Source organism: Terrabacter sp. Ter38 (assembly GCF_024519435.1).
Classification (GTDB): Bacteria; Actinomycetota; Actinomycetes; order Actinomycetales; family Dermatophilaceae; genus Terrabacter.
Genome location: NZ_JALJRZ010000005.1, coordinates 308,135 through 331,134, shown reverse-complemented (window position 1 = coordinate 331,134; position 23,000 = coordinate 308,135). Strand labels below are relative to the sequence as shown.

The window sequence follows — 23,000 nt, the reverse complement described above, 5'->3', positions numbered from 1 at the left end:
GTGTCGGCGCCGTCTGGGACGGTGCTCGCATGGACCTCACCGCTCTGCTCGTCGGGCTCGTCATCGGGGCACTCCTCGGGGGCCTGCTGGCCTGGCTCTCGGCGCGCTCCGCCCTGCTCGCCCGGTCGGCCGGCGCCGAGGCCGAGCGCGACGTGCTCCGAGAGCGGGTGGCCGACCTCGAGGCCGCCCGCGACGTCGACGACACGACCGCGAGCCTGCTCGCTCCGCTGCGCGACACCATCGGCCGGGTCGAGCGCCAGGTCGGGGCGCTCGAGCGCGACCGGTCCCTCCAGTTCGGCCAGCTGGGCGAGCGACTCACCGAGGTGAGCCGGTCCACGGAGTCGCTCCGCTCCGAGACGGCGACGCTCGCGAGCGCCCTCAACGCCTCCACCGTCCGCGGCGCGTGGGGCGAGGTCCAGCTGAGGCGCGTGCTCGAGCTGGCGGGCCTCATCGCCCGCTGCGACTTCGACGAGCAGGTGACGCGCGTCAGCCGGCACGGCGCGACGGTGCGACCGGACGCCGTCATCAACCTCCCCGGCTCCCGTCACGTCGTCGTCGACTCCAAGGCGCCGATGGCGCACTTCCTCCAGGCCCACGGCGACACCGTGTCCGAGGTCGAGCGTGCCGAGCTGCTCGCCGCCCACGCGACCTCTCTGCGGCGGCACGTCGAGGGTCTGGCCGCCAAGGCGTACTGGACGGCCTTCACCCGCTCCCCCGAGGTCGTCATCTGCTTCGTCCCCGGCGAGGCGATCCTCGCGACCGCCCTCTCCGACGACCCCGGCCTCTACGAGCACGCCCTGTCGCGCAAGGTCGTCCTCGCCTCTCCGGGCACGCTCTTCGCCGTGCTGCGCACCATCGGGGCGATCTGGCAGCAGGACGCCCTCGAGCAGAACGCCCGCGAGCTGCTCGTCATCGGTCAGGACCTCTACGCGCGTCTGACGACCCTCGGCGGGCACGTGACGACGATGGGCCAGTCCCTGTCGCGCTCCGTCGAGCAGTACAACCGGTTCGTCGGCACCCTCGAGTCGCGCGTGCTCGTCACGGCGCGACGCATGCACGAGCTGCACCTGACCGCTGAGGCGCCGCCGGCCCTCGAGCCGCTCGAGGTCGCACCGCGCTCGCTCAGCGCGGCGGAGCTGACCGACGACCTCGGGCGCACGGCCCGGGACGACGCGTTCCTGGGCCGGACCGTCGGACGCGACGGCGCGGTGGTCCAGAAGGGCACGGACTCCGGCGGCGTCGACTCCCGTCAGGGGTCCGACGCCGACCCCAGCGAGCAGTCCGCCTGAGCCGGACGGCCCGGCGCGGCCGGTTCGACGGCGGGAGCACCGTCGTGGGCTCATCGGTGTGCAGTCGTGGGCCCTCCTGTGCGGCAGACAGATCGGTCGCTCGACGCTGATGTTCCATTTGTCCGGGAAGTGGACACCTGCGACGACGCCGCGGACAATACGCGCGTGGGATTGGGTAGATCGTGACCAGGGCGGGGGGCCCGGGTCCGGAGGACTCCAGCGCGCCGACGCGGCGCATCGGTCCGTACGAGCAGAGCCTGCGCGAGTCGCGCGAGCGTCTCGAGGCGGCCGATCGCGAGCATGCCCGCCGTCGCCGGCGCTCGCGCGCCATCGCGGCCGTCGCGACCCTCGCGCTGGTCGCCGGCGTCGCCTACGGCGCTTTCCGCTACGTCGGTCCCCGTGAGGTCCTGACCGCCCTGCCCACCACTGCTGCCCAGCCGGCGGCGTGCGCCGACCCGGTCAAGGTCCGCGTCTCCGTGGCCCCGGCCATCGCGCCGGCGGTGGCCGCCGCCGCCGAGTCCCTCGCCGGACGTTCGGACGGCCCGTGCGCGGCCTACACGATCGACTCCGACGAGCCCTTCTCGGTCGCGGGTTCGCTCGGCGGTGCGGGGCGCCCGGACGCGTGGATCCCCGACTCCTCCGTCTGGGTCGGCCGCGCGAACGCCGTCTCCGGTTCCACGGTCACCCCCGGCGAGCCCTTCGCCTCGAGCGCCGTTCTCGTGGCGATGAGGGACGAGACCGCGTCCGGCCTCGGAAGCCGACTGCGCTGGGCCGACCTGCTCGGCGGTCCGGTGCCGATGCGCATCCCCGACCCGAACCGGTCGGCGATCGCGCGGATCGCTCTGGGCGTCGCGTCGACGTCGCTCCCGGACGCCAGGCTGCGCACGCTCGCGGCGACGTCCGCGCCCACCGGCGCCGGTGGCGTGTCTCTCGCCGGCATCGCGACAGCCGACCGCAGCGTCGGCGCCCTGGTCTCGCAGGCTCAGCTCGTCGCGTGGAACGCCGCCCACCCCGACCAGGCGCTGGCGGCCGTGGCGCCGTCCGAGGGAGCCCCGGCCCTGGAGTACTCCCTCGTGTCGCTGACGAAAGATCCGGCCATGACCGGCCCCGTCACCGCGCTGGAGCACTACCTCAGGTCCGCGGACACCCGGAAGGTCTTGCAGGACAGCGGATTTCGCACAGCCGATGGTGACCCCAAGGACCCGTCGCCGCTGTACGGCGAGATCCGCGTGGCCGGCGAGGCGGAGGGTGCCTCGCTCACCAAGGCTGCCGGGCTGTGGAACGCCGCGGCGAGGAAGACCCAGGCCCTGCTCGCCGTCGACGTCTCCGGTTCGATGCTCGAGCGCACCGACAACGGCACGCGTCTGGCGATCGTCCAGAAGTCGACGGCACGCGCGGTGGCCGCCATCTCCCCGACCACGATCGCGTCGCTGTGGATCTACTCGCTCCACGTCGGCAGCCGCGCCGACGACTACCGACAGCTCACCGACTACGGCAGGCTCGGCGTGAGCAAGAGCCTCGGCGCGCTGGACGACGCCGTCGCCCGCCTCGACACCTACGTCGGGGGCGGGAGTGGGCTCTACGACACCATCGCCGCCGCCTACGACCGCGCCCGGTCCGCGTGGCGGCCCGGCTACGCCAACACCCTCATCGTCGTCGCCGACGGGCCCAACGAGGACGACTACGGCCTGACCCTCGAGCTGCTGAAGAAGCGTCTCGTCGCTGCGAAGGACCCGGCGCGGCCGGTCCGCGTCGTCGTGCTCGGTATCGGTGGTCGCGTAGACGAGGCCGCGATGCGCCAGGTCGTGGCGATCATAGGTGGCCAGTACGTCTCGACGGGGACGGTCGAGGACCTCCAGCCGGCCCTGACCACGGCGCTCGGAGGCTGACCGGCTGCGGGGTCGCGAGGGCGTCCCCGCGTCAGTGGAGCGAGCCGTAGTCCTCGAAGGCAGCGTCGTGGCGCACCGTGCCGGCGTCCTCACCCTTGGCGGCCTTGAGGTCGCGGCGCAGCTCGTTGGGCAGCGAGAAGAGCAGCGACTCCTCGGCGGCGATGACCGCCTCGACCTCGCCGTAGCCACGCTCCGCGAGCCACGTCAGCACGTCGCGCACGAGCACCTCCGGAACGCTGGCACCCGAGGTGACGCCCACGGTCGAGACACCGTCGAGCCACGCCTCGTCGATCTCGTCGGCGAAGTCGACCAGATGCCCGTCCCGGGCGCCGTGCTCGATCGCGACCTCGACCAGGCGCACCGAGTTGGACGAGTTGCGCGACCCGACGACGATCATGAGGTCGGTGTCCTTGGCCATCTGCTTGACGGCGAGCTGGCGGTTCTGGGTGGCGTAACAGATGTCGTCGGACGGCGGGCTCTGCAGCGCCGGGAACTTCTCCTTGAGGCGGGCGACCGTCTGCATCGTCTCGTCGACCGACAGGGTCGTCTGGGAGAGCCAGACGACCTTCTCCGGGTCGCGCACGGTGACGTTGTCGACGTCGTCGGGACCGTCGACGAGCGTGATGTGCTCGGGGGCCTCGCCGGCGGTGCCGACGACCTCCTCGTGTCCCTCGTGCCCGATGAGGAGGATGTCGAAGTCGTCGTCGGCGAATCGGACGGCCTCGCGGTGCACCTTCGTCACGAGGGGACAGGTCGCGTCGATCGTCTTGAGGCTGCGGACCCGCGCCTCCTCGTGCACGACAGGGGCCACCCCGTGGGCGGAGAAGATGACGGTGGCGCCCTCGGGCACCTCGTCGGTCTCGTCGACGAAGATCGCGCCGCGCTTCTCGAGCGTGGTGACGACGTGCTTGTTGTGCACGATCTGCTTGCGCACGTAGACCGGCGGACCGTAGAGCTCGAGGGCCTTCTCGACGGTCACGACCGCCCGGTCGACACCGGCGCAGTAGCCGCGTGGCGCCGCGAGGAGGACCTTCTTGGCGGACGTCTGGTCGGCTGGCTCGCTCATGGCCCCATCGTACGGGGGCCGCGCTGCTCAGCCGTATCCGTGCCGAGCCGGTGGCCCTCCCCACGGAGCCAGTTCTACGCGGTCCATCGAGCGGACCGAGCCCAGCGCGCACCGGTCGGCCACCAACACAGTCTCGTCAGGCTCGGGACCACCGCGCCGACGCCAGGTGCGCCACACGGACCCGGCAACACCTTTAGGGTGACCCGGTGAGCATGACGAGCCCGCTGCCCGACAAGGCCGCCGACACGACGGCCGAGCAGCCGTGGCCGGTGCGGGTGCTCAGCCTCAAGATCTCCGACTACGTCGACCGGATGAGCCAGCTGTGGGTCGAGGGCCAGGTCGTGCAGTTCAACCCGCGCGGCGGCACGGCGTTCCTCACCCTGCGCGACCCCGACGTCGACATGTCCCTGTCCGTCTCCGTGCCGATGAACGCCGTCAACGCCATGCCGATCCCGCTCGCCCAGGGCGCCCGGGTGGTGCTCCAGGCGAAGCCCACGTTCTGGAGCAAGCGCGGCACCCTCCAGCTCGAGGCACGCCAGATCCGTCCTGTCGGCATCGGCGACCTCCTCGCCCGCGTCGAGATCCTCAAGCGCACGCTCGCTGCCGAGGGCGTCTTCGACGTCGGACGCAAGCGACCGATCCCCTTCCTCCCACAGCGGGTCGGCCTCATCACCGGACGCAACTCCGCGGCCGAGAAGGACGTCGTCGAGAACGCCCGGCGCCGTTGGCCCGCCGTCGTCTTCGAGATCCGTGAGGTCGCCGTGCAGGGCACGTCGGCCGTCACCGAGGTCGTCGAGGCGCTCCGCGAGCTCGACGCCCTGCCGTCCGTCGACGTCATCGTCATCGCTCGTGGCGGGGGTGCGCTCGAGGAACTGCTTCCCTTCTCCAACGAGGCGATGGTCCGTGCGGTCGCCCTAGCCCGCACTCCCGTCATCAGCGCCATCGGGCACGACGTCGACACGCCGCTCCTCGACCTCGTCGCCGACTGGCGGGCCTCGACACCGACCGACGCCGGCAAGAAGGTCGTCCCCGACGCCGCCCACGAGCGTGCCCTCGTCGAGGCGGCATGCGACCGAGTGCGCCGCGCGCTCGTGCGCCGCGTCGAGGCCGAACGGTCCGGGCTGCGCTCCCTCGTCTCGCGTCCCGTCATGGCCGACCCGGTCGCCCTCGTCCGCGTGCGTCGCCAGGAGGTCGCCGCCCTCCGGGCGCGGGCCACCACGCGCGTCGAGGCGCGACTGCACCGCGCCGCCGACCAGGCGGAACACCTCCGTCGCCAGGTCGTGGCCCTCTCGCCTCAGTCGACCCTCGAGCGCGGGTATGCCGTCGTGCAGCACCGCGACGGCCGGATCGTCATGGACCAGGACGACGTCGGGGTCGGCGAGCTGCTCCGGGTCCGCGTCGCTCGCGGCGACTTCGGCGTGCGCCCCGTGACCGCCGGCGCCGAGGACGCCCCGCCGAAGGCCCCGACGCGCAGGACCGCGGCGCGGAAGCCGACGAACGCCCCTGCCAGGAAGGCGGCCTCGTCTCGCGCGCCCCGCGCGGGCAAGGAGCCCGACACCCCGCCGGAGCCGCCCGGAGGCGGCGACGCCGCCACGCCGTAGGGTGGCGCCCATGGCTGACGCGACGACCACCGACGGCTTCCCCGACATCGCCGGGATGCGCTACGAGGACGCCCGCGAGGAGCTCATCGCGATCGTCGCCAAGCTCGAGGCCGGGCAGGCGCCGCTCGAGGACTCGATGCACCTCTGGCGTCGCGGTGAGGCGCTGGCCGCGCACTGCGCGACGTGGCTCGACGGCGCCCAGGCCGAGATCGAGCGCGCTACGCGTCCGACGTCTCCCGCCGCACCGGCCGGGGAGCTGCACGCCGACGACGAGATCTTCGACGAGGACGACGAGTCCTGACGACGACCTTGACCGACGAGTCCTGATAGCCACCCCTGACCGACGGGTCCTGACGGGGTCGGGTCAGCCGGTCGTGGTCGACGGCGCCGGCGTGACGCCGGGCGCGGGCGTCACGGGCGCGAGGGCCGCGACGAACGCCTTGAGCTCGTCCTCCGGCGCGGTGCCGCTCGCCACGAGCGTCAGCCCGCGAGCGCCGTCACCGCGGGCGACGTAGGCGACCTGGCCCGCGTCGTTCGCGACGAACTTCTCGAACGTGCGCCCCGAGACCGTCACGGTGCCGGCGGCGTCCCCGTCGTCGACCGAGCGAGCGACCCACCCCTGGGTCGCGCCCGCCGCCTGCTTCAGGGCGATGTCCTTGCCGCTCGGGGTCGTCCAGACCGTCGTGAAGGTCTGGACCTTCTCGGTGCCCGGCGCGTACGTCGCCACGGTCGGCACCCAGCCGTCGCCGAGGCCCTTCGGCAGCTGCACCGGCCAGGACGTCTGCGCCGCGACCTGGCTCGCCTTGCCGGCCGCATCGACGGCCGGGCGCTGCACCTGGGTGATGCGGGGGACGATCGCGACGAGCGCGAGCACGAACAGCCCGATGACGAACATCGAGCGGAACATGTTGGGGAAGGTCCCGAGCGAGTAGCGGCTCGTCGGAGCGGCGGACGACGTGGAGCCCTCGGCCTCCGGTGACTCGGTCGCCGGAGCGGGGGTGGTCTCTGCCGGGGGTGTCGACGGCGTCGACGGGGTGCTCATGCCCCCATGGTCCCCGACACCCGGACGCGGTCCAAACGCGGGTGTGGCCACCGATAGGCTGGCGCCGACTCGTTCTGCGCCGACGGAGGACCTTTGATGAAGCACAGCCAGCCGGACCGCAACCTCGCTCTCGAGCTGGTCCGGGTGACCGAGGCAGCGGCCATGGCCGGAGGCCGCTGGGTCGGCCGCGGCGAGAAGAACAAGGCCGACGGTGCTGCCGTCGAGGCGATGCGAGCCATGATCTCGACCGTCAGCATGCGCGGCGTCGTCGTCATCGGCGAGGGCGAGAAGGACAACGCCCCCATGCTCTTCAACGGCGAGCAGGTCGGTGACGGCACCGGCCCGGAGGTCGACGTCGCCGTCGACCCGATCGACGGCACGACGCTGACGGCCAAGGGCATGAACAACGCCGTCGCCGTCATGGCCGTCGCCAACCGGGGCGCGATGTACGACCCCTCGGCCGTGTTCTACATGGACAAGCTCGCGACCGGTCCCGAGGCGGCCGAGGTCGTCGACATCCGGCTCCCCGTCGCCGAGAACATCCGGCGCATCGCCAAGGCGAAGAAGGAGACGCCGGCCGACGTCACGGTCGTCATGCTCGACCGGCCGCGCCACGAGCACCTCGCCGAGCAGATCCGCGACACGGGCGCCCGCATCCGCTACATCGTCGACGGCGACGTCGCCGGCGCCGTCATGGCGGCTCGCCCGGGCACCGGTGTCGACCTGCTCCTCGGCATCGGCGGCACCCCCGAGGGGATCATCGCCGCCTGTGCCATCAAGTGCACCGGCGGCGTCATCCAGGGCCGGCTCTGGCCCAAGGACGACGAGGAGCGCCAGAAGGCCCTCGACGCCGGTCACGACCTCGAGCGGGTCCTGTCCACCGACGACCTCGTCGTCGGTGAGTGCTTCTTCGTCGCGACCGGCATCACCGACGGCGAGCTGCTCCGTGGCGTGCGCTACGGCGCGAAGTCGGCGCGCACCAACTCCCTCGTCATGCGCTCGCGCAGCGGCACCATCCGCACGATCGACAGCGAGCACCGCTTCGACCGCCCGGGCTGGTTCGGCGCCACCGACATGATCGAGGAGTGAGGACGGCCACGATGTCGGACCTGACGCCCCCTTCGACGCCCGTGCGCACCCTCGTCGTCGGCGAGGCCCTCGTCGACGCGGTCACGACCGCCGCCGGCGAGACGGCCGAGCACGTCGGCGGCAGCCCCGCCAACGTCGCCTTCGGCCTGGCGGCCCTCGAGCACCCGGTCGACCTCGCGACGTGGATCGCGACCGACGAGCGCGGGCGCCGCATCGAGGACGTATGCCGTGAGCGCGGCGTCGCCCTGACCGCGGGCTCGCAGGGCGCACCCTTCACCTCCGTCGCGCACGCGACGCTCGACGCCACGGGTGCCGCGACGTACGTCTTCGACCTCGAGTGGCAGGTGGCCGCGGTCCCCGGCCTCACGGCATACGGCCACGTCCACACGGGCAGCATCGCCGCCGTCCTCGAGCCCGGCGGCGGCCAGGTGCGCGAGATCCTCGCCGCGGCGTGCGGGCTGGGCGCCACCGTGTCCTACGACCCGAACGCGCGGCCGTCGCTCATGGGGCGTGCCGAGCAGGCCAGGCACACCATCGAGAGCTCGATCGCGCTGTCCGACGTCGTCAAGGTCAGCGACGAGGACATCGAGTGGCTGTGCCCCGGCGAGACCGTCGACGACGTCGTCCGCGCGTGGGGCGAGCTCGGACCCTCCCTCGTCGTCGTGACCCGCGGGGGCGAGGGCACGGTCGTCCGTGTCACCCGCACCGGCGAGCAGCGGGCGCTCCCGGCGCCCACCGTCACCGTCGTCGACACGGTCGGTGCCGGCGACTCGTTCATGGCGGGGCTCGTCTCGGGCCTCATCGACGCCGGCCTGCTCGGCGGACCGGCCGCGAGGACCCGTCTACGGGCGGCCTCCCTGGCCGACGTCGTGCCCGCGGTGGAGCGTGCGCTGCGCACGGGAGCACTCACCGTCGAGCGGGCCGGAGCCCATGCTCCGACCCGAAACGACCTGCCCTGAGGACACTTCGGGTATTCGACAAGAAGGCAAGCAGTCGGGCACCATTCTGCGCGACTCGCCGGGTAGTTTTGGCCGGTGGTTCACCCTGACGCCCCGGTGCCGGGGCGTCCTCATGTGAGGAAACCTCGTGTCCAACCCCACCCCTCCACAACGCCCCGTAGGCCCGTACGAGCAGAGTCTCATCGAGAGCCGCGCCAACCGTAAGGCCTTCGAGGCCAGGATCGCCGCCGCTCGGCGCAACCGCATCATCGCGGCCGTGCTCGGCGTCGTGCTGTTCGCCGGAGCGGGCATCGGCGGCTTCGTCTGGTGGCAGGGCCGCGAGGCGGCGCCCGTCGCCGCTCTCACGGCGACACCGGGCAAGTCGTGCCCCGACCGCACGCCGGTCTCCGTCTGGGCGTCCGAGGCCGCCCAGCCCGCGGTGCTCGCGCTCGCCAAGGAGTACCAGGCCGACCCGGGCTCCCCGTGCGTCGACTACGTCGTCAAGGGCAAGGCACCGATCGAGGCCATGATCGGTCTGGGGCAGGGACAGCCGGACCGGCCCGACGCCTGGATCCCCGACTCCCCGCGCTGGGTCGAGCGCGTCAACGAGGCCGCCAAGCTCAACGCCAAGCCGGCGGGCGCCTTCGCCAAGAGCCCCCTCGTCATCGCGATGGACCCCGCCCAGGCCGAGAAGCTCGGGGACCAGCCGAAGTGGCTCGAGCTCGTCGCCTCCGACAGCCCGATCCGGATGAGCGACCCCCGCTCGACGACGGCCGGCATGCTGACGCTCGCCTCGGCCCTGCCGGAGCTGTCCAACGAGCAGGGACGCGTCGTCATCCCCAAGCTCGCCAAGGATGCAGCCCCCTCGATCGACGACCTCTTCAGCGCGTACAACGCCGACCCCGCGACCGCGGCGGCCTTCCCCGTGTCCGAGGCCGACCTCATCGACCACAACCGTCTCTACCCCGACCACAAGATGGTGTCGGTCACGCCGAGCGAGGGCACCCCGGCCTTCGAGTTCTCCCTCGTCAACCTCGCGACCGACCCGGTCCGCGACCAGGCCGTGGAGCTGCTCCGCGCCTACCTCATGACGCCGACCGCCGCCAAGATCTTCGCGCAGTACGGCATCCGCTCGACGGCCGTCCCCGTCACCATGCCGACCCCGGCGGGCAGCGTGGGCGAGGTCGAGATCGGGCCGAGCCCCGACGCCGACACCGTCACCGCGGCCACCAACGTCTGGCAGTCGGCGACGACCGACTTCTCGATCCTGTCCGTCTTCGACGTCTCCGGCTCGATGAACGACAAGGTCGCCGACACGACCCGCGTCGCCATCACCCAGGAGGCGGCCGGCATCGCCCTGGCGGCCCTGCCCAAGACGACGAAGCTCGGGCTCTGGATCTTCTCCGTCGACAAGGGCGGCAAGGGCCAGGACTGGCGCGAGCTCGCCCCCATCGGTCGCCTCGACGACGACTCCCACCGGGCCGTCGTCGCGACGGCCGCGAGCACCCTCGCCAAGAACGTCGGAGGCGGTACCGGCCTCTACGACACGATCTGGGCCGCCTACCAGAAGGTCAAGCAGCAGTACGACCCCAACCGGGTCAACGCCGTCGTCATCCTCACCGACGGCCGCAACGAGGACCCGAAGGGCATCTCGCTCGAGCAGCTCAAGGCCAACCTCCGGGCCGCGAGCGACCCGTCCAAGCCGATCGCCATCACGACCATCGGCATCGGTCCCGACGTCGACCCCAAGGCGCTGTCGCAGATCTCGAAGATGACCTACTCCGACTTCTACGCGGCGCCGTCCCCGGCCGACATGACCACCGTCCTCGCCCGGGCGCTCTTTGACCACGAGTGCAAGAACGGTCGCTGCGTCTGACCCGACGGTCCAGACGGCGCCGACGCCTCACCTTTCACATCAGAAACACGCACGGCCCCCGGCCCGCCGGGGGCCGTTGCCGTTTCCCGGCCGTCCAGAGACGGCCCGTCGCGGGTAGGTCACGAGCAGGTCACCCCACTAGACCCGCCTGCGGCGACGCGGTAGGAATGAGGTGTTCCACGTGACCATGGTCACGTTGATCGGTGGGGATCGACGCACAACTCAACGACGAGGAGCGACCATGAGCGGATTTCCCAGACGCGCACTGCAAGCAGGCGGGGTGGTCGCCGCGGCGGCGTTGGTGCTGACCGGCTGTCTGCAGAACCCCAACGGGGGTGGCGGCGGCTCAGGCGGGGCAGGAGGCGCCGGCGGCTTCATCGACAGCGGCACGGCTGACGGCGACAAGGTCGTGACGATCCTCGGCGCCTTCGGCGGCGACGAGGAGAAGAACTTCAACGCCTCGCTCGCCGACTTCGAGAAGAGCAGCGGCATCAAGATCCAGTACACCGGTGACCAGGACTTCACGACGACCGTCAAGCAGAAGGTCGCGGCGGGAGACTCGCCCGACATCGGGCTCTTCCCGCAGCCGGGCGGCATGCTCGAGTTCGCGGCCCAGAAGAAGGTCTGGCCGGTCGACACGTACCTCGACTACGACAAGCTCCAGTCCACCCTGCTGCCCGGCTTCCTCGACGCCGCACGGTACAAGGGCCGGGTCTACGGCGCGCCGATGCGCAACGCCGTCAAGAGCATCGTCTGGTACCCCAAGGCGGCCTACGAGAAGGGTGGCTACGACACGGCGCCCCAAACCATCCAGCAGCTGCAGAGCAACGTCGCCGACAAGATCGCGGCGAACGGCATCACCCCGTGGTGCATCGGCTGGGGGTCCGACCAGGCCACCGGCTGGGTCGGCACCGACTGGGTCGAGGAGCTCATGCTGCGCATGTGGGGCCCCGACGTCTACGACCAGTGGACCTCCCACCGCATCCCCTTCAACGACCCGCGCGTCGTCAAGGCCCTCGACGAGGCCGCCAAGTTCAACAAGGACCCGAAGATGGTCCTCGGCGGCACCAAGGGCGTGCTCAACACCAAGTTCGGCGACGCGATGACGCCGGCCTTCGCCAACCCGCCGAAGTGCATGCTGCACCGTCAGGGCAACTTCGCCACGACGTTCTACCCGAAGAACGTCCAGGCCGACCTCGACAACCAGGTGGGCATCTACGTCTTCCCGAAGTTCTCCGGCGGCTACGACGGTCAGGCCATCCTCGGCGGCGGCGACCTCGCGGCGCTCTTCAACGGCACCGACCCGGACGCCCAGAAGGTGATGGCGTTCCTCACCTCCGACAAGTTCGGTGCACCGTGGGCCAAGGCCGGTGGCTGGCTGTCACCGCACAAGACCTTCGACCTCAACAACTACCCCAACGAGACGACGAAGAAGATCGCCGACATCGCCAACAAGTCTGCCGTGCTCCGTTTCGACGGCTCCGACCTCATGCCCAAGGCCGTCGGTTCAGGCACCTTCTGGACCGAGATGGTCAAGTGGGAGACGGGGCAGAGCTCGCAGCAGACCGCTGACAACATCGAAGCGTCCTGGCCGAAGTCATGACTGCCGACACCAGCGCGGCAGCGCCGCGGCAGCGACTGCGCACGGAGGACGACCCCGACGCGCACCTGCGCACCAACCCGATCAAGATCGGCATCGGCATCGTCGGCATGATCGCCGTGATCTGGGGTCTGGCCAACCTCTTCCTCGCGTTCGGCTACTACCCCGAGTGGTTCGGCAACAAGTTCGTCATCGGCATCCTCGCGATCGTCGCGGGAGTGGGTGGGGCAGCCCTGCTCTTCTACTTCCTCAACATGTTCGTCGAGGGCCTGCCACGGCGGCTGTCGGAGGGCGTGATCCCCTACGCCTTCATCCTCCCCGGGCTGCTGCTCGTCGGGCTCATGCTCATCTACCCGACGTTCCAGACGATCAACTACTCGTTCGCCAATGCCGACAGCACCGCCTACGTGGGTCTGCAGAACTACAAGACGATCTTCGGTAGCAGCGAGTTCTGGCAGTCCATCGTCAACAACATCCTGTGGCTGCTCATCGTGCCGGCGCTCGTCGTCGCGTTCGGGGTCATCGTCGCGGTGCTCGCCGACAAGCTGTCCGCCACCGGCGAGAAGGTCGCCAAGAGCATGGTCTTCCTGCCGATGGCGATCTCGGCCGTCGGCGCTTCCGCGATCTGGCTGCTCGTCTACGCGTACAACAACCCGGGCCAGCCCCAGACCGGTCTGCTCAACGCGATCTGGACCGGTCTCGGCGGCGACCCGCAGACGTGGCTCGCCATCGACACGCTCAAGCTCAACTCGATCCTGCTCATGGTCATCCTCATCTGGCTGCAGGCGGGCTTTGCCATGGTCCTCCTCTCCTCGGCCATCAAGGGTGTTCCCGAGGACACCGTCGAGGCGGCGCGCATCGATGGCGCCGGCGAGTTCCAGATCTTCTGGCAGGTGATCATCCCGCAGATCAAGGGCACCATCATCACGGTGTTCGTCACCGTCTTCATCACCGTCCTCAAGGTCTTCGACATCGTCTACGTCACGACGAACGGCGCCTACGGCACCAACGTCATAGCGAACCTCTTCTTCAACAAGCTGTTCGCGGCCAGCGAGGCCGGACAGGCGACGGCCATCGTCGTCGTCCTGCTCATCGCGGTGATTCCGCTCATCTGGTACCAGGTCAAGCACTTCCGCGACGAGGAGGCAGGTCGATGAGCCGATCCCTGATGAAGGACGGGCGCCCCCGCAGCCCCTTCTCGATCGTCACCATGACGATCCTGGCGCTCCTCTGGACGATCCCGACGCTGGGACTGCTCGTCACCTCGTTCCGCACCCGTGACGACGCGGCAACCTCCGGCTGGTGGACGGCGCTGTTCAACCCCTTCGGCGCCGACTGGACGACGAGCAACTACTCGGGGGCGTGGACCGGGGCGGACCTCAGCTCGGGATTCGTCAACAGCATCATCGTGGCGATCCCGGCCACCGTCATCCCGATCATGTTCGCGGCGTTCGCGGCGTACGCGTTCACCTTCATGGACTTCCCCTTCAAGGAGTTCTTCTTCCTGCTCATCATCGCGGTCATGGTGGTCCCCATCCAGGTGGCCTTCCAGCCGATGCTCAACATCCTCGGCCCGCGCGGCCTCGGCATCAGCGGGCAGTACATCGCGGTGTGGCTGCTGCACACGGGCTTCGGCATGCCGCTGTGCATCTACACCCTGCGCAACTACATGAGCACGCTGCCGCGCAGCGTCGTCGAGTCGGCCAAGATCGACGGGTGCAGCCACTTCCAGACGTTCTGGAGGCTCGTGGCGCCGATGTCGATCCCGGCCATCGCGGCGTTCGCCACGCTCCAGTTCCTCTGGGTGTGGAACGACCTGCTCATCGCCAAGCTCTTCCTCAAGAGCGAGAACACGACCGTCATCGTCAAGCTCCAGCAGCTCCTGGGCTCGCAGGGGCAGGGTCAGGAGCTCCTGACCGCGGGCGCGTTCATCACGATCATCGTCCCGATGATCGTCTTCGTCACGCTGCAGCGCTACATGATCCGCGGCATGACGTCCGGCGCGGTCAAGGGCTGAGGCAGCGCCTCGGCACCCGCACCGACCTGCTCGCCAGTCCCCTCCCGGCCCTCACTAGGGTGGGAGGGGACTGGCGTATGCCGTGGGGCTCGGCGGCATACGCCCGACCAGCTCGAGCCCACCTGTACCGCAAGGAGCGTTTCGTGGCCGACTTCGCCTACGAGGACCTGCTGCCCATCGGCGCCGACGAGACGCCCTACCGGCTGCTGACGACCGACGGCGTGCGCGCCGTCGACGGGCCGGGGGGGCGCACGTTCCTCGAGGTCGACCCGGAGGCGCTGCGGCTGCTCACCGAGACGGCGATGCACGACATCGCGCACTACCTGCGCCCGGCGCACCTCCAGCAGCTGCGCACCATCCTCGAGGACGACGAGGCCAGCAACAACGACAAGTTCGTCGCGCTCGACCTGCTCAAGAACGCCAACATCGCGGCCGGTGGCGTGCTGCCGATGTGCCAGGACACCGGCACGGCGATCGTCATGGGCAAGCGGGGCCAGCACGTGCTGACAACGGGCACCGACGAGCAGGCGATCAGCGAGGGCGTCTACGACGCGTACACCCGCCTCAACCTGCGCTACTCGCAGATGGCTCCGCTCACGACCTGGGAGGAGAAGAACACCGGCTCCAACCTGCCGGCGCAGGTCGAGCTCTACGCCGACACGCTGCCCGGCCACGAGGCACAGTACAAGTTCCTCTTCATGGCCAAGGGCGGCGGCTCGGCCAACAAGAGCTACCTCTACCAGGAGACGAAGGCGATCCTCAACGAGGACGCCATGATGCGCTTCCTCGACGAGAAGCTCCGCTCCCTCGGCACGGCGGCGTGCCCGCCCTACCACCTGGCCATCGTCATCGGCGGCACGAGCGCCGAGTTCGCCCTGAAGACAGCCAAGTACGCGTCGGCGAAGTACCTCGACACGCTGCCGACGTCCGGCTCGATGACGGCCCACGGCTTCCGCGACACCGAGCTCGAGGAGAAGGTGCTCGAGCTGACGCGCCAGTTCGGCATCGGCGCCCAGTTCGGCGGCAAGTACTTCTGCCACGACGTGCGCGTGGTCCGCCTCCCCCGGCACGGCGCGAGCCTCCCGGTGGCCATCGCCGTCTCGTGCTCGGCCGACCGGCAGGTGCTCGGCAAGATCACCGCCGAGGGCGTCTTCATCGAGCAGCTCGAGACCGACCCCGCGCGCTTCCTGCCGGACGCCGGCGCCGTCGACCTCGGCGAGCACGAGGACGACGCGGTGGGCGTCAGCTCCATCAGCAAGAACGTCGTCGTCAAGGTCGACCTCACGCAGCCGATGGACGACATCCTCGCCGAGCTCTCCAGGCACCCGGTCAAGACCCGGCTCTCGCTCACCGGCCCGCTCGTCGTGGCGCGCGACATCGCGCACGCCAAGATCAAGGAGCGGCTCGACGCGGGCGAGGAGATGCCGCAGTACCTCAAGGACCACCCCGTCTACTACGCCGGGCCGGCCAAGACGCCGGAAGGCATGCCGTCCGGCTCGTTCGGGCCCACGACCGCCGGGCGGATGGACTCCTACGTGGACCAGTTCCAGGCCGCCGGCGGGTCCAAGGTGATGCTGGCCAAGGGCAATCGCAGCAAGCAGGTCACCGAGGCGTGCGATGCACACGGCGGCTTCTACCTCGGCTCGATCGGTGGTCCGGCAGCCCGACTGGCCCAGGACTGCATCAAGCACGTCGAGGTGCTCGAGTACGAAGAGCTCGGCATGGAGGCGGTGTGGAAGATCGACGTCGAGGACTTCCCGGCCTTCATCATCGTCGACGACAAGGGCAACGACTTCTTCGCCGAGGTGAGCAAGCCGATGGCCTTCACCATCTCCAAGCGACCCGGACTCCAGTGACCGAAAGGACAGACATGACCGAGAACGCCTCTGCCGGAGCGGGATTCGACGACCTCCTCGCCGCCAACCGCGCCTATGCCGACCGTTTCGAGATGGCCGGGTTCGACGGCATCGCCCAGGCCGGCGTCGCGATCGTCACGTGCATGGACTCCCGAATCGACCCCCTCGGCCTCGTCGGCCTCAAGCCGGGCGACGCCAAGATCTTCCGCAACCCGGGCGGGCGCGTGGCCTCCGAGGCCCTCGAGGCCCTCGTCCTCGCCACCCACCTGCTCAATGTGGACCGCATCCTCGTCGTGCCCCACACCCGGTGCGCCATGGCGTCGAACAGCGAGGCCGAGCTGCGCGACCGTGTCGGTGCGAGCGCGGGCAAGGACGCGTCGTGGATGACGTTCCACGCCATCGCCGACCAGGAGCACGCCTTGCGCGAGGACCTAGCCAGGGTCCGTACGCACCCGCTCATCGCCGAGGGCGTCAAGGTCGCCGGCTTCATCTACGACGTCGACTCCGGACTGCTCCAGCCCGTCGCCTGAACCCGTTCCCGGTCGTGGGTCAGGCGACCGCGCGGGTGGTCCAGACGTGGTGCGCGACGGCGGCGGCCAGCACGAGCCCCGTGGTCAGCACCGTCACACCCACCGGCGGGGCGAGGGCGGCGACGGCCAGCAGGACGAGCCCGACGACGACGCCCACCCGGGTCTCGGCGACCGGCGCCCCCGCCATCGCGTGCATGGCCGTCAGGCACCACACGTAGACGGCCACGGCCCCGGCGAGCGCCAGGCCCACCACGCGTGCCGTCGTGTGTGCCTCGCCCTGGACGAGGTCGACGGCGGCCGCGAGCGCCGCGCCGGTCGCCGCCACCGAGACGAAGACGAGGTAGTGGCCGTAGCCGGTGACGAACGTATTCCGGATTCCTCCCTCGAAGAGTCCCGCGTGCTCGCGCTTGAAGTAGAGCCACCACATCGAGAAGACGATGAGCAGCCCGCCGGCGACGATGGCGAGCAGCCCTGCCTCGGCACCCTGTGCAAGCGCCCCCTGGACCGCCTGCACCGAGGCGAGGACGACCTCGCCGAGCACGATGATCGTCAGCAGGGCGTAGCGCTCGGCGATGTGGTGCGGGTGGAACGGCGTGCTGCCGTGCCGCTCGGCCACGATGGGCACGAGCAGCTCGAGGACCACGAGGGCGAAGAACGACACGAGCAGCGCCGTCTGTCCCTGCAGGAGCAGCCGGGCGATCCACAGCACCTGCACGATCGCGATGCCCGACGCATACGTCAGCGCGGTGCGCCGCCCCTCGGGGTGGCCGGCCGCCGCGCGGAGCCACATGGCCACCATCGCGAAGCGCATCACGGCGTAGCCGCCGACGACGAGTCCCGACTGCTCCGTGCTGAAGAGCTCGGGGATGCCGGCGGCGAGCATGAGCGAGCCCGCCATGATCGCGAAGGTCAGCAGGCGGTAGGTCACGTCGTCGCAGTCGTACGACGAGGCGAACCACGTGTAGTTCATCCACGCCCACCAGATGGCGAAGAAGACCATGACGAAGTTGACGAGGTCACCGAGGTGTCCCTCGGCGAGGCCGTGGTGCCACTGCGCCGCGGCACTCGCGATCGCGACGACGAAGACGAGGTCGAAGAGCAGCTCGAGCGGGGTCGCGACGCGATGCGGCTCGTGGGGGTCACGGGGCTGCATGCGCCGTGAGAGGGGCACGACGTTGACGTGGCTCACGGACCGAGTCTGCCAGCCGCGCGCCGGGCGGTGTCCTCGTCAGCCGAGGCCGCGCCGCTCGAGCAGGTGCCGGATGTCGGCGTCGGCGCCGCGGAACTCGCGGTAGGACTCGAGCGGGTCGGCGGCGCCGCCGATCCCGACGACGTGGCGGCGGTAGCGATCACCGTTGGCGCGGGTCAGGCCGCCGTTCTCGCGGAACCACGCCACCGTGTCGGCGTCGAGCACCTCGCTCCAGATGTAGGCGTAGTACTGCGCGTCGTACGCGTAGGAGAAGGTGTGTGCGAAGTACGTCGACCGGTAGCGTGGCGGCACGAGCGGGTTCGCGAGCCCGACCGCGGCCAGGGCGGACTGCTCGAAGGCCCCGACGTCCGTCACGTGCGCGGCCTCCTCGACGTCGATGGCGTGCCACGCCTGGTCGAGCAGCGCTGCCGCGAGGTACTCGCCCGTCGCGAAGCCCTCACCGAACGACTGGGCCGCGACGAGGCGGTCGACGAGCTCCTGCGGCATCGGCTCCCCCGTCTCGTGGTGGACGGCGTAGCTCCTGAGGACCTCGGGCCACAGCATCCACATCTCGTTGACCTGGCTCGGGTACTCCACGAAGTCGCGGAAGACCCGGGTCCCGGCGAAGTGTGGGTAGGTGACCCGCGCGAGCAGGCCGTGGATCGCGTGCCCGAACTCGTGGAAGAGGGTGCGGGTCTCGTCGTAGGTGAGCAGCGTCGGCTCACCCGGACCGGGGTTGGGGACGTTGAGGTTGTTGCACACGACGGCGCTCGTCCGGCCCAGCAGGGTGTTCTGGTGGACGAGGCTGTTCATCCACGCCCCGCCCTTCTTCGTGTCGCGGGTGTGGAGATCGAGCAGGTAGAGCCCGAAGGGCGTCCCGTCGGCGTCGTGCACCTCGAAGACGCGGACGTCGGGGTGGTAGCCCTCGAGGTCGTCGCGCTCGTGGAAGGTCAGGCCGTACAGCAGCCCGGCCGCGTGGAAGATCCCGTCGCGGAGCACCCGCTCGGCCTCGAAGTAGGGTCGCATCGCCGCGAGGTCGACGGCGTACCTCGACGCGCGGACCCGTTCGGCCCAGAACGCCCAGTCGTGCGCCTCCACGGGGTGGCCTGCCTCCTCCTCGAGGAGGGCCCGCTCGGCCTCGATGTTGCGGGCCGCGGCCGGGGCGAGGCGTCCCAGCAGGTCCATGACGCGTTCGGGGGTGCGCGCCGTGGAGTCGGCGAGCGCCGCGGCGGCATGCGTGTCGTAGCCGAGCAGCCGGGCCCGCTCGGCCCGGAGCCGGACGGTCTCGAGGACGAGCGCCTTGGTGTCGTTGGCGTTGTCCCGGTTGCCGCGGGAGCTCTGCGCCTCGTGGAGCCGACGGCGCAGGTCGCGGTCGGTGAGCGAGGCGAGGTGGGGATGCCCCGTCGGCAGGACGAGCGTGAGCAGCCAGGCGCCGTCGTGCCCGTGCTCGGCCGCAGCCGCCGCGGCGGCCGAGATCTCGCCCGCGGTCAGCCCGTCGAGCGCTGCCACGTCGTCGACGAGGACGGCGAGATCGTTGGAGTCGGCGAGCAGGCGCTTCTCGAACTGGGTGCCGAGGCCGGCCAGACGGCCGTTGAGCTCGCGAAGGCGGTCCTTCGCGCTTTCGTCGAGCCCGGCCCCGGCGACGGTCATCTCGGTGAGATGCCGCTCGACGAGCCGTCGCGACTCCGGGTCGAGCGCGGCCATCGCCGCCTCGTCGTCGTGGACGGCCCGGATCCGGGCGTAGAGGCGCGGGTCGAGCCGGACCGCGTCGGCGTGCGCCGTGAGACGCGGCGCGTACTCCTCCTCGATCGCCTGCACGGCGTCGGTGGCGAGGGAGCTCGACGTCCCGAAGAAGGCGAGGCTCGTCCGGCTCAGGGTCTGCCCCACGCGCTCCAGGGCGACGAGGGTGTTCTCGAACGTCGGCGGCGCCGGGTCGCCCGCGATCGAGTCGACCTCGGCGAGGTGCTCGGCCATGCCGCGGTCGAAGGCCTCGCGGTAGTGCTCGTCGCGGATCAGGGCGAAGTGCGGCAGCCCGTGGGGCAGCGGGCTCGGGGCGAGCAGCGGGTTGGCGACCAGGGTCTCGTCGGGCATGGACCGAACCCTACGCAGGAGTGGCCCCGCCCTCGACCCCGTTTCGACCGGACCGGAGGCCGTCTGCCGTCCGGCCGGTTCAGAGCGACAGCTCGGCCCTGACGACCCCGACGAGGCGGTCGGCGAGGGTGCGGGCCTGGTCGCCGTCGGCTGCCTCGACCATGACGCGGACGACCGGCTCGGTGCCGGACTTGCGCAGCAGGACCCGACCGCTCTCCCCGAGCTCTCCCTCGGCCGCACGCACGGCATCGGCGACGGCCGCGTTGGCCTCGAGGGCCGACTTGTCGACGTCCTTGACGTTGACGAGCACCTGCGGGAAGTGGGTCATGATGCCGGCGAGGTCGGCGAGCGCCCGACCGGTCGCGGCGACCCGCGAGCCGAGCATGAGCCCGGTCAGGGTGCCGTCGCCCGTCGTGCCGTGGTCGAGCATGACGACGTGGCCGGACTGCTCGCCGCCGAGCGTGTAGCCGCCGGACTTCATCCCCTCGAGGACGTAGCGGTCGCCGACAGCCGTCTGCAGCACCTTGATGCCGGCGCCGCCGAGAGCCTGGATCATGCCGAGGTTGGACATGACGGTCGCGACGAGCGTGTCGCCGCGCAGCACGCCCTGCTCCTTCATGGCGAGCGCGAGGATCGCCATGATCTGGTCGCCGTCCACCTCGTGCCCGGCGGCGTCGACGGCGAGACAGCGGTCGGCGTCGCCGTCGAGGGCGATGCCGAAGTCGGCGCCGACCGAGACGACGGTCTCCTTGAGGTGCTCGAGATGGGTGGAGCCGTAGCCGTCGTTGATGTTGAGCCCGTCGGGCTCGCCGCCGATGACGGTCACCTGCGCCCCGGCCTCACGGAAGGCACGCGGGGCGACCTCCGATGCGGCCCCGTGCGCGGCGTCGATCACGACGTGCAGGCCCTCGAGCCGGTGCGGCAGCACCGACAACAGGTGCGCGACGTAGCGGTCCGCGCCGTCGAGCAGGGGCGTGATCCGGCCGACGTCGCCACCCGTGGGACGCTGCCACTCGTCGCGCAGCCGCGCCTCGATGCGGTCCTCGAGGTCGTCGGCGAGCTTGTGCCCGCCCCGGGCGAAGAACTTGATGCCGTTGTCGGGCATCGGGTTGTGCGACGCCGAGAGCATGGCACCGAGGTCGGCGTCCTGCTCGCCCACGAGATAGGCGATGGCCGGTGTGGGCAGCACGCCCGCATCGCGCACGTCGATGCCCGCCGAGGCGAGGCCGGCCACCGTGGCCGCGGCGAGGAACTCGCCGGACGCCCGGGGGTCGCGGCCGACGACGGCGACAGGGCGGTGGCTGTTGAAGGCACCCACCTCGCCGAGGACGTGCGCCGCAGCGACGGAGAGGTCGAGCGCGAGCTCGGCGGTGATGTCCTTGTTCGCCACACCACGGACGCCGTCCGTGCCGAAGAGTCGAGCCACGCTTGTGTGCCTTCCCGAGGGGGCCGACCCACTGGGCCGGGTGATCTGCTCGCACGACGATACCGCCCCGACGGCATACGGCCGTCCGGCCGGGCCAGAGCCGGTCACAACGGACATACCCACTCCCATCGCGTCGGAAAGTGGCAGGGAACTGGCAGGCGGCTCCCATCCACTTCCCAGACGCGCATCGAGACGATGTGCGCATCCCGGGGCCCGATACCCGCGGGCCTTCCCGGGTCCTTCCCAGAGAGGCACTCGATGAGCACTCGACGTTCACGGCGTGTGGCCGCAGCCACCGCAACGGCCGCCACCCTCCTCAGCGTGGCGACGGCGTTCGGCGCGTCCGCCGCGGCACCGCGGACGGCCCCGTCCACGCCTGCCGCAGGGGCGTCCGCCGCCGGGGTGACCAACCCGTACTCTCCGGCCTACGGCCACCCGTACCGCCACGGCGCGGTCCCGACCCGCGAGCTCAACACCCAGATGCACCGGTGGGAGGCCCAGACCAAGGGCGCACGGCCCACCCAGTCCAAGACGCTCTCCTACGGCGGCGGCGCCGACGGGACCGGGGTGACGAGCGGGGGCGCCGAGAAGGTCTACCTCGTGTTCTACGGCAGCCAGTGGGGCAGCCAGGGCACCGACTCAGGCGGCAACCTCACCTTCACCGGCGACCCCAAGGCGGGGGCACCGATCGTCCAGAGGCTCTTCAAGGGCCTGGGGACGGGCGGCGAGGCGTGGTCGGGCGTCATGACGCAGTACTGCGACGGGCCACTCGTGGCCAGGGGCGCGACCTCCTGCCCGTCGGGCGCCGCACACGTGCGCTACCCGACCGGTGGGGCGCTCGCCGGCGTGTGGTTCGACCCCTCGGTCGCGGCGCCGGCGAACGCCACGGCCAAGCAGCTCGGCGACGAAGCCGTCCGCGCGGCAGCGCACTTCGGCAACACCACCGCCGCCAGCAACCGCGACGCGCAGTACGTCGTCCTCTCCCCGACCGGCACGCACCCGGACGGCTTCAACACGTCGTCCGGGCAGTTCTGCGCCTGGCACGACTACAACGGTGACCCCTACGTCGGGTCGAGCAGCCCGTACGGCGACATCGCCTTCACGAACATGCCCTACGTCATGGACATGGGCACGAGCTGCGGGCAGAACTTCGTCAACGCCGGCGCCGCGGGCACCGACGACGGCTACTCCATGGTCGAGGGCCACGAGTACGCCGAGACGATCACCGACCAGAACCCGGCCGGCGGATGGACGAACACGACGTCGCGCACCTACTCCGGCCAGGAGAACGCCGACGAGTGCGCGTGGATCGCACGGGGCAGCGCGGGCGGGGCGGGCAACGTCTCGACGACGTCCGGCAGCTTCGCGATGCAGGCGACGTGGTCCAACGACACGAACCGGTGCGACCTCAGCCACGCGACGGTGGGCTGACCCTCACGGCACCACGCCCCACGGCATACGCCATCAGGGACGACGAGGCACGTGTGCGCCCACGCAGTGC

General features: G+C 70.8%; 18 protein-coding genes. 13 read left to right on the top strand and 5 right to left on the bottom strand.

Annotation, left to right across the window (positions count from 1 at the left end; all coding sequences use genetic code 11):
- Nucleotides 1–29 precede the first annotated feature (29 nt).
- Both NR112_RS13275 and NR112_RS13270 read left to right on the top strand, forming a co-directional pair.
- Nucleotides 30–1,289: a DNA recombination protein RmuC gene (locus NR112_RS13275; protein WP_256794768.1), complete on the top strand. Its 1,260-nt coding sequence runs from the start codon at nucleotides 30–32 to the stop codon at nucleotides 1,287–1,289.
- Nucleotides 1,290–1,471: 182 nt separating this feature from the next.
- Complete coding sequence (locus NR112_RS13270) at nucleotides 1,472–3,178, top strand: substrate-binding domain-containing protein (protein ID WP_256794767.1); 1,707 nt, start codon at nucleotides 1,472–1,474, stop codon at nucleotides 3,176–3,178.
- 31 nt (nucleotides 3,179–3,209) lie between these two features.
- On the opposite strand, the gene NR112_RS13265 is transcribed toward NR112_RS13270, so the two are convergent.
- The gene (locus NR112_RS13265; protein WP_256794766.1) at nucleotides 3,210–4,244 is read right to left on the bottom strand and encodes a 4-hydroxy-3-methylbut-2-enyl diphosphate reductase; all 1,035 of its coding nucleotides are present in this window, start codon (nucleotides 4,242–4,244) and stop codon (nucleotides 3,210–3,212) included.
- Nucleotides 4,245–4,456: 212 nt separating this feature from the next.
- Here NR112_RS13265 and xseA point away from each other — a divergent pair, with 212 nt between their 5' ends.
- Together xseA and NR112_RS13255 are read left to right on the top strand one after the other, a co-directional pair.
- Entirely contained in the window at nucleotides 4,457–5,845 is a 1,389-nt protein-coding gene (gene xseA / locus NR112_RS13260) for an exodeoxyribonuclease VII large subunit (RefSeq protein ID WP_256794789.1), read from the top strand.
- Between the two features lie 10 nt (nucleotides 5,846–5,855).
- Entirely contained in the window at nucleotides 5,856–6,146 is a 291-nt protein-coding gene (locus NR112_RS13255) for an exodeoxyribonuclease VII small subunit (protein ID WP_256794765.1), read from the top strand.
- A 63-nt stretch (nucleotides 6,147–6,209) separates the two neighbouring features.
- On the opposite strand, the gene NR112_RS13250 is transcribed toward NR112_RS13255, so the two are convergent.
- Nucleotides 6,210–6,887: a DUF4245 domain-containing protein gene (locus tag NR112_RS13250; RefSeq protein WP_256794764.1), complete on the bottom strand. Its 678-nt coding sequence runs from the start codon at nucleotides 6,885–6,887 to the stop codon at nucleotides 6,210–6,212.
- Nucleotides 6,888–6,983: 96 nt separating this feature from the next.
- Between NR112_RS13250 and glpX the strand changes: the two genes are divergently transcribed.
- From glpX to NR112_RS13210, 8 genes are all read left to right on the top strand, one after another.
- Nucleotides 6,984–7,976, top strand: a complete 993-nt coding sequence (gene glpX, locus NR112_RS13245) for a class II fructose-bisphosphatase (RefSeq protein WP_256794763.1) — start codon at nucleotides 6,984–6,986, stop codon at nucleotides 7,974–7,976.
- Between the two features lie 11 nt (nucleotides 7,977–7,987).
- The gene (locus NR112_RS13240; protein ID WP_256794762.1) at nucleotides 7,988–8,935 is read left to right on the top strand and encodes a carbohydrate kinase; all 948 of its coding nucleotides are present in this window, start codon (nucleotides 7,988–7,990) and stop codon (nucleotides 8,933–8,935) included.
- A 127-nt stretch (nucleotides 8,936–9,062) separates the two neighbouring features.
- Nucleotides 9,063–10,790 carry a substrate-binding and VWA domain-containing protein gene (locus NR112_RS13235; protein WP_256794761.1) on the top strand — a complete coding sequence of 576 codons (1,728 nt, stop codon included), beginning with the start codon at nucleotides 9,063–9,065 and terminating at the stop codon, nucleotides 10,788–10,790.
- 241 nt (nucleotides 10,791–11,031) lie between these two features.
- A complete protein-coding gene (locus NR112_RS13230; RefSeq protein WP_256794760.1) occupies nucleotides 11,032–12,393 on the top strand; it encodes an ABC transporter substrate-binding protein in 1,362 nt (453 codons plus the stop codon).
- Nucleotides 12,390–13,547 (top strand): carbohydrate ABC transporter permease, encoded by a 1,158-nt coding sequence (locus tag NR112_RS13225; RefSeq protein ID WP_256794759.1) that lies wholly within the window; start codon nucleotides 12,390–12,392, stop codon nucleotides 13,545–13,547. The genes NR112_RS13230 and NR112_RS13225 overlap by 4 nt, the downstream gene beginning before the upstream one ends.
- Nucleotides 13,544–14,407 (top strand): carbohydrate ABC transporter permease, encoded by an 864-nt coding sequence (locus NR112_RS13220; protein ID WP_256794758.1) that lies wholly within the window; start codon nucleotides 13,544–13,546, stop codon nucleotides 14,405–14,407. Before NR112_RS13225 ends, NR112_RS13220 begins: the two co-directional genes overlap by 4 nt.
- Nucleotides 14,408–14,550: 143 nt before the next feature.
- The gene (locus NR112_RS13215) at nucleotides 14,551–16,263 is read left to right on the top strand and encodes a fumarate hydratase (RefSeq protein ID WP_256794757.1); all 1,713 of its coding nucleotides are present in this window, start codon (nucleotides 14,551–14,553) and stop codon (nucleotides 16,261–16,263) included.
- Between the two features lie 14 nt (nucleotides 16,264–16,277).
- Complete coding sequence (locus NR112_RS13210) at nucleotides 16,278–16,793, top strand: carbonic anhydrase (RefSeq protein ID WP_256794756.1); 516 nt, start codon at nucleotides 16,278–16,280, stop codon at nucleotides 16,791–16,793.
- A 19-nt stretch (nucleotides 16,794–16,812) separates the two neighbouring features.
- Here the strand turns inward: NR112_RS13210 and NR112_RS13205 are convergent, their stop codons facing one another.
- The 3 genes from NR112_RS13205 to glmM form a co-directional block, all read right to left on the bottom strand.
- On the bottom strand, nucleotides 16,813–17,982 hold the full coding sequence (locus NR112_RS13205; protein WP_256794755.1) for a low temperature requirement protein A: 1,170 nt from the start codon (nucleotides 17,980–17,982) through the stop codon (nucleotides 16,813–16,815).
- Between the two features lie 39 nt (nucleotides 17,983–18,021).
- Nucleotides 18,022–20,073 carry a M3 family metallopeptidase gene (locus NR112_RS13200; protein WP_256794754.1) on the bottom strand — a complete coding sequence of 684 codons (2,052 nt, stop codon included), beginning with the start codon at nucleotides 20,071–20,073 and terminating at the stop codon, nucleotides 18,022–18,024.
- A gap of 79 nt (nucleotides 20,074–20,152) precedes the next feature.
- Nucleotides 20,153–21,499, bottom strand: a complete 1,347-nt coding sequence (glmM, locus tag NR112_RS13195) for a phosphoglucosamine mutase (RefSeq protein ID WP_256794753.1) — start codon at nucleotides 21,497–21,499, stop codon at nucleotides 20,153–20,155.
- Between the two features lie 258 nt (nucleotides 21,500–21,757).
- On the opposite strand from glmM, the gene NR112_RS13190 reads away from it, so the two are divergent.
- On the top strand, nucleotides 21,758–22,930 hold the full coding sequence (locus tag NR112_RS13190; protein WP_256794752.1) for a hypothetical protein: 1,173 nt from the start codon (nucleotides 21,758–21,760) through the stop codon (nucleotides 22,928–22,930).
- The last annotated feature ends 70 nt before the right edge of the window (nucleotides 22,931–23,000 follow it).